Genomic DNA, 6,677 nt, shown 5'->3' with positions numbered 1-6,677 from the left:
GGGTTTTCTGCATAATTCGGTCTCCTTGTTTGGAAAATGAACGATGCTGCAAAAGCCCGAAAAAAGGGCTGCACAGCGGGGGCTGCACAGCGGGGGCTGCACAGCGGGGGCTGCACAGCGGGGGCTGCACAGCGGGGGCTGCACAGCGGGGGCTGCACAGCGGGGGCTGCACAGCGGGGGCTGCACAGCGGGGGCTGCACAGCGGGGGCTGCACAGCGGGGGCTGCACAGCGGGGGCTGCACAGCGGGGGCTGCACAGCGGGGGCTGCACAGCGGGGGCTGCACAGCGGGGGCTGCACAGCGGGGGCTGCACAGCGGGGGCTGCGGCGGCAAACCTGCCTGCGGCGGTTTGCCGCCTCAGCCGAACTTATTATCAATCATCCGAGCCTAGGCTTACAATTCTAGTGGCAGGTTTTGCCTTTATTAACAAAGGCAGCCAAAACAGGCGCAGCCCGTTCCGCCTGCCACAAAAGGCTACCTGAAAACATAAAGCCGCCCGAAATCCCTCAGCCGGCCATGCCACAGGCCACCCTCAGCCGCCCAGCTTCCTCAGTAATTCCACCAGCCCGCCCGCGCATTCTTCCGCCCACGCCCGAATCTGTTCGCGGCTGTAGAGCGCGGGCGAAGTGCCGTGGAAATAAAACGGGTCTCCGGCGTTACCGAAGCGGTATTGAGCCGCCAGCTCAAGCAGTTGGAGGGCGACGGGCTCATTTCCCGCCAGGTGTTCGGCAGCAGGCCGCCGCTGAAAACGGAATACGCGCTCACCGCCTTCGGCCGAAGCTTCCTGCCCGCATTGCAGATGCTTACCGACTGGGGCAACCAAGTCATCAATGAGCGCGGCAGCTTCCTGCCCGAGCCGCCCGGCTGAGGCATTTCGGTTTTCCGGCAGCCTCCTTCATCGGGCTACCTGAAAATCTTTTCCTGCGTAAAAAGCAGTAAAACCCGCCGTCTGTTTGCGCCTGCCGCTTCATTGCCCCGCCGCTTTCAGGTAGCCTTAGGCCGTTCCGAATTATCCAAGCCGACATCCAGCATGAAAAAAACCGTCTATCAACACAGCCTCCCCCTCCTCGCCGCCAGCCTGCTCGCCGCCTGCTCCAGCCAAACCGAAACCCCGGTCGAGCCCATCAACACAGACAGCAGCGCCGCCACCATCCAACTGCCCGGCGGACGCCGCAGCGATTCCGAAGAAAAAGTATTGGCCGACTACCAACTCTTCCAATCCGCCCAAGCCGCGCTCAAACAAGGCGATGCCGGCCAGGCCGCCCAATTCCTCGCCCAAGCCCAGCCCAGCGCCATGGCCGACAGCCTGCGCAACCAGTGGCTCAAACAGCTCGGCCGCAGCGGCCAATGGCAAGAGTTCGCCCGGCAATACGGCTACCTGAAACCCGCCAACCGCGATAAGGAAACCCGCTGCTACGCCGCGCTGGCCGGGCAGGAAAACCAAAATGCCGCCCAAGAAGTGCTGGCCGAACTCGGCCGCCAGCCAGAAGGCTGCAACCGCCTGCTCGAGCAGCTCGCCGCCCAAGGCAAACTGCCCGCCGAAGCCGCCTGGCGGCGCGTGCGCGGCCTGCTGGCCAACAACCAAATCAGCGACGCCCGCCGCCTGGCCGCTGCCTTGGGCTCGCCCCTGCCCGATCCGCTCACCAACGCCACGCCCGACAGCCAAGGCGGCCGCGAAGCCCTGTTGCACAGCGTAATCGGCCAAAACGCCCGCAAACAGGCCGATGCCGCCCAACGCCTGCAAAACCTCTCCGCCAGCCTCAGCCCGGCCCAAACCGGCTTCGCCTGGGCCGTGCTCGGCCACCACTACGCGCTGAACCAACGCTTCCCCGCCGCGCTCGACGCCTTCAACCGCGCCGACCGCAGCCAGCTGGGCAAAGAACACTGGGAATGGTATGCCCGCAGCGCCCTGCGCCTCGGCCGCTGGAGCGATCTGCAAAACATCATCGAAGCCATGCCCGACACCCTGCGCGCCGACCCCGCCTGGCAATACTGGCTCGCCCGCAGCCTGGCCGCCAGCGGCGATTCCGCCCGAGCCCAGCAATACTACCGCCAAGCCGCCGCCTCCGGCCGCAATTTCTACGCCCTGCTCGCCACCGAAGCCCTCGGCGGCCAAGTGAACACCCGCAACACCGCCGCCGAACCCGGCAGCAGCCAAACCGGCCAAGTGGCCGCCGACGGCGCAATTTCCCGCGCCCTCAGCCTATTCCGCGCCTCCCAGCGCAGCGGCGATTGGGATATGCGCAAACAGGCGCAGGCCGAGTGGCGCTATGCCGTGGACGGCTTTAACGAACCCACCCTGCTCGCCGCCGCCAAGCTCGCCCACGATGCCGGCTTCTACGAGATGGGCATTTATGCCGCCGACAAAACCCACAGCCAAATCAACTACAACCTGCGCTATATCTCCCCCTTCCGCGACAGCGTTACCCGCTACGCCGCCCAAGCCAATATCGACCCCGCCTGGGCCTACGGCATCATCCGCCAGGAAAGCCGCTTCATGATCGGCGTGCGCTCCCGCGTGGGCGCCACCGGCCTGATGCAGGTGATGCCCGCCACCGCCCGCGAAATTGCCGGCAAAATCGGCATGGACCCTGCCGAACTGCACACCATCGAAGGCAACATCCGTATGGGCACTTGGTATCTGGGCGACGGCCGCAACCGCCTGGGCAGCGAAGTGCTCGCCACCGCCGGCTACAACGCCGGCCCCGGCCGCGCCCGCAACTGGCAGGCCGCCACCGCGCTCGAAGGCGCGGTGTATGCCGAAACCATCCCGTTTGACGAAACCCGCGACTACGTCAAACGCGTCATGGCCAACGCCACCTACTACGCCAGCCTGCTGGGCGAGCCGAACACCTCCCTCACCCGCCGCCTGGGCATCATCCCCGCGCGCTGACGAAGCCTGCCGAACCGTTTTGCCTCCGGAGCAGCCAAGCGGAAGAGCGGATGGAATGATAAAATCGCTGAAAGCCCCGCCTAAGGTTTTCAGCGATTTTTCCGGTATACGGCAAATGCCTTCCCTTTTTTCAGGTAGCCTTCCGCCATTGCATCATGGCTACCTGAAAAGGTTTCCGCACCGCCAAAGCCGGGCTTCTTAATAGTGGATCACAATAATGCCAGGCGGCGAGCCGTAGGGCGCACAAGGCCATACGCCCAAGCTGGCCAATGCCGCAGCACGGCGATTTTAGCCCACCATACAAAGCGAAAACATCAGGCCAACCATTTCCGAATCCATCTTCACCGATGCACAACCCGCCAGCCCTGCTCATCATCCGCCCCGCCAATCGTATTCCCGCCGATGCCGACTTATGCCGCCGCACCGGCTGGCAACCTGTGCCCTTCCCACTCATCCATATTCAGCCCGAAGCAAACGCGCTGGCCGGATTGCCCGCACAGTTGCAGCAGGCCGCGGCCGCCGTTTGGATCAGCCCCACCGCCGTGGAAACCGCCCTGCCGCTGCTTTCAGGTAGCCCTGCCGCCCCAAGCACCGGGCTACCTGAAAACGAACCAAGCAGCCTCCTGCCGAATACCCAACCCAATCCGCCCATTTTTTCAGGTAGCCTCATTGCCCGCCTGCCGCAACCGCAAATCGCCGTAGGCAGCGGCACGGCCAAAGCCTTGCGGCAGGCCGGTTTTGCCCATATCGTTGCGCCCGACGGCGGCCACGACAGCGAAGCCGTGCTTGCCCTGCCCCTGTGGTGCACGCTGAACCCCGGCGCGAATATCTTGATCGTGCGCGGCGCACACGGCCGCAACCTGTTGCCCGAAAGCCTGTGCCGACACGGTTTTCAGGTAGCCTGTGCCGATATTTACCAACGCCAGCCGCTCGCGCCCGATTGGGCGCTGTTTGCCGCCGCACAGCCCGCCGCCGCGTGGATTACCTCTGCCGAACAAGTGCGCCTGCTGTTTGCCGCCGCGCCCGCAAGCCTAACCCAGCGGCTGCAATCCTTGCTATACTTCACCCATCATCCGCGCATTGCCGAGGCACTGGGCCAAGCAGGCGCGGCACGCATCCACCTGCTCCGTTCGGCTGCAGAGCTGGAAAACGCTTTAATTGCCGAACGGCAGCACCTCACTCAGGCTACCTGAAAATGGAAATTCCAATGCGCGCAAACGCAGCACCGGCTTTCAGGTAGCCTCACAACCGATTGAATAATATGAAAGGAATAGCATGAGCCAACCGGAAAACGAATCCGTACCCGCCCCCCAGCCTCCCGCTCCCGCCCCGGCCAGCCCCGTTGCGCCGGTGGTTGTTAAATCCGGCGGCAAAGGTTTGGGCGCGTTTGCCCTCGTGCTGGCCGTGCTCGGCCTAGGCGCCAGCGGCTTTTTGTTTGTGCAGGGGCAAAACCTGCTCAAACGCCAGGAAATCCAGTTCGATCAAAAAATCAATCAGGCTGCCTTGGGCGAATCGCAAAACGCCGCCCTGTTAGCCGATGCCGGCCGCAAGCTGCAAGACAACGAAGCCCTAATCAAGCAGCTGCAAAACGATATGCAAACCCAGCAAGCCGAAGCCGCCGCCAACAACCGCGCCCTGCAAGAGCTGCTGAAAACCCGCAGCGACTGGGTGGTGGACGAAGCCGAAGCCGCGCTCAATCTGGCCGGCCAGCAGTTGGTGATTGCCGACAACGTGCCCGCCGCCGTAGCCGTGCTCGAAGGGCTGGATGCCCGTTTGGCGCGTTTCGAGCAGCCGCAGCTGCTGCCTTTGAAACAGGCCGTTAGTGCCGACTTGGCCAAACTGCGCCAGCGCCCCTTCACCGACACCGCCAACGCCGCGCTGCGCTTGAGCCGTCTGGAAGCCGCCGTGGGCGCACTGCCGCTCTTGGCCGATTCCAGCCTGCGCCCGCCGCAGGCCGCCGCGCCCGCTGCCGTATCGCCGAATGACCCGTGGTGGCGCCAAGCCTGGAACCGCACCCTAGGCGGCCTCAAAGGCATGGTGGAAATCCGCCGCCTCAACAGCACCGACGCGCTCCTGATGTCGCCCGAACAGGCGTTTTATGTGCGCGAAAACCTGCGCCTGCACCTGCTCTCCGCCCGCGTGGCCCTGATGCAGCGCCAAAACGATATTTACCAAAACGACCTGGCCGCCTCGGAAAATGCCGTGCGCCAATACTTTGATGCCGCCACCCCCGCTGCCCAATCCTGGCTGAGCGAAATCGCCCAGCTCAAAGCCATCCAGCCGGGCAGCGGCAACGTGGGCGACAGCCTTTCCGCAAGCCTGAAAGCCATCGCCGACTATCGCCAGCAGCGCCAAGGCGACATCCTCGGCCAGCCTGAAGCCGCTTCCGAAGCCGCCGCTTCGCAGCCCGCCGCGCCCGTTTCCGTGCCCGCACCGGCCGGCCAACCCGCACCGGCAGCCTCCGCCCCCGCGCTTCCTGCTCCTGCTCAGGCTTCCGCCGCTCGCAAGGGGATTGAATCATGAAAGGCCTGATTTGGATTATCGTGCTGTTTGCCGCCGCAGTCGGCCTCACCATTGCCGCGCAGCATTACAGCGGCAACGTATATATCGTTATCGATCAAACCCAAACCCAGATTGCGGTAAACCTGCATTTGTTTGTGGGCGCCATGATCGTATTCGTGGTGCTGCTCTACCTGCTGCTGCGCCTGATTAACGGCATCATCAACATCCCCGGCCGCGTGCGCCGCTTCGGCCGCAGCCGCCAGGCGCATCATGCCGAAATCGCGCTCAACAAAGCCGGCCTCGCCTACTTCGAAGGCAAATTCCAACACGCCGAGCAAGAAGCCGCCAAAGTGCTGGAAAACAAAGAAGCCGGCCACAACCGCACCCTCGCCCTGATGCTCGCCGTGCACAGCGCCGACCAAATGGGCGACGATGCCAAGCGCGAAGGCTACCTGAAAGAAATCGCCCAGCTGCCGCATAAAGCCCAGCTCTCGCGCCACCTGCTCGAAGCCGAATCCGCGCTCAACCGGCAGGATTATCCCGCCGCCGAGACCGCCCTGGCCGCCGCTGCCGCCATCAACCCCAAGCTCACCCGCCTGGTGCGCCTGCAGCTGCGCTATATGTTCGAGCAAAACAACCCCTTGGAAGTGCTCGACCGCGTGGCCAAACTGGAAAAAGCTTCAGCCCTCAACGCCGCCGAAGCTGCCCAATACCGCGAATGGGCCTGGCGCGAACTCCTCGCCCTCGCCACCGACTATCCCGCGCTCAAAGCCTGCCTCGGCCGCATTCCCAAAGAAATCCAGGAAGGCGAACTCTGCGCCCCGATTGCCGAAAAAATGCTGCAAATCGGCCAGTATCCCCGCGTGGTGAAATGGGTGAAAACCCACTATCCCAAGCATCGCAATGCCCAGCTCCTGCCGCCCATGATCGAAGCCGCCCGCTACCTCAGCCCGCGCGAACAGCAGAAAATCATGGACACCGTGGAAGGCTGGCTGCACGACGCCCCTCAAGACGCCGCCCTGCTGCTGCACCTCGGCCAAATGGCCTACGCCAAACAACTGTGGGGCAAAGCCCAAGGCTATCTCGAAGCCAGCCTGCAAGCCCAAGCCACCCCACAGGCACGCCTGGTGCTGGCCAAAGTGTTCGACGAAATGGACAAACCCGAGCAGGCCGAGCAGCAACGCCAGCTGGTGCTGAGTGAAATCACCCCGGAAGACGACGAAACCGCTGCCGAATAGGGCATACGGCAAAAAGGCTACCTGAAAACCAACTGTCCGAAACGA

5 protein-coding genes are annotated in these 6,677 nt (G+C 63.7%); all 5 read left to right on the top strand.

The features are described from left to right. The first annotated feature begins 630 nt into the window (after nucleotides 1-630). The 5 genes from A7Q00_RS10595 (at nucleotide 631) to A7Q00_RS10575 (ending at nucleotide 6,632) form a co-directional block, all read left to right on the top strand. On the top strand, nucleotides 631-867 hold the full coding sequence (locus A7Q00_RS10595) for a winged helix-turn-helix transcriptional regulator (protein ID WP_245637567.1): 237 nt from the start codon (nucleotides 631-633) through the stop codon (nucleotides 865-867). A 162-nt stretch (nucleotides 868-1,029) separates the two neighbouring features. Further along, entirely contained in the window at nucleotides 1,030-2,892 is a 1,863-nt protein-coding gene (locus A7Q00_RS10590) for a lytic transglycosylase domain-containing protein (protein WP_064090494.1), read from the top strand. Nucleotides 2,893-3,239: 347 nt separating this feature from the next. Then, complete coding sequence (locus tag A7Q00_RS10585; RefSeq protein WP_064090493.1) at nucleotides 3,240-4,085, top strand: uroporphyrinogen-III synthase; 846 nt, start codon at nucleotides 3,240-3,242, stop codon at nucleotides 4,083-4,085. Nucleotides 4,086-4,167: 82 nt separating this feature from the next. Beyond that, nucleotides 4,168-5,415, top strand: coding sequence for a uroporphyrinogen-III C-methyltransferase (locus A7Q00_RS10580; protein WP_064090492.1), 1,248 nt, complete (start codon nucleotides 4,168-4,170; stop codon nucleotides 5,413-5,415). Next, nucleotides 5,412-6,632 carry a heme biosynthesis HemY N-terminal domain-containing protein gene (locus tag A7Q00_RS10575; RefSeq protein WP_064090491.1) on the top strand — a complete coding sequence of 407 codons (1,221 nt, stop codon included), beginning with the start codon at nucleotides 5,412-5,414 and terminating at the stop codon, nucleotides 6,630-6,632. Before A7Q00_RS10580 ends, A7Q00_RS10575 begins: the two co-directional genes overlap by 4 nt. Nucleotides 6,633-6,677: the final 45 nt, after the last annotated feature.

This window comes from Eikenella halliae (assembly GCF_001648475.1).
Lineage (GTDB): Bacteria > Pseudomonadota > Gammaproteobacteria > Burkholderiales > Neisseriaceae > Eikenella > Eikenella halliae.
Note: the sequence above shows the minus strand (reverse complement) of the source record. Positions and strands in the feature narration are given on the sequence as shown.

Coding starts and splice junctions, on each gene's coding strand:
- A7Q00_RS10575 (WP_064090491.1), top strand. CDS start 5,412: ATGAAAGGCCTGATTTGGATTATCGTGCTGTTTGCCGCCGCAGTCGGC.
- A7Q00_RS10580 (WP_064090492.1), top strand. CDS start 4,168: ATGAGCCAACCGGAAAACGAATCCGTACCCGCCCCCCAGCCTCCCGCT.
- A7Q00_RS10585 (WP_064090493.1), top strand. CDS start 3,240: ATGCACAACCCGCCAGCCCTGCTCATCATCCGCCCCGCCAATCGTATT.
- A7Q00_RS10590 (WP_064090494.1), top strand. CDS start 1,030: ATGAAAAAAACCGTCTATCAACACAGCCTCCCCCTCCTCGCCGCCAGC.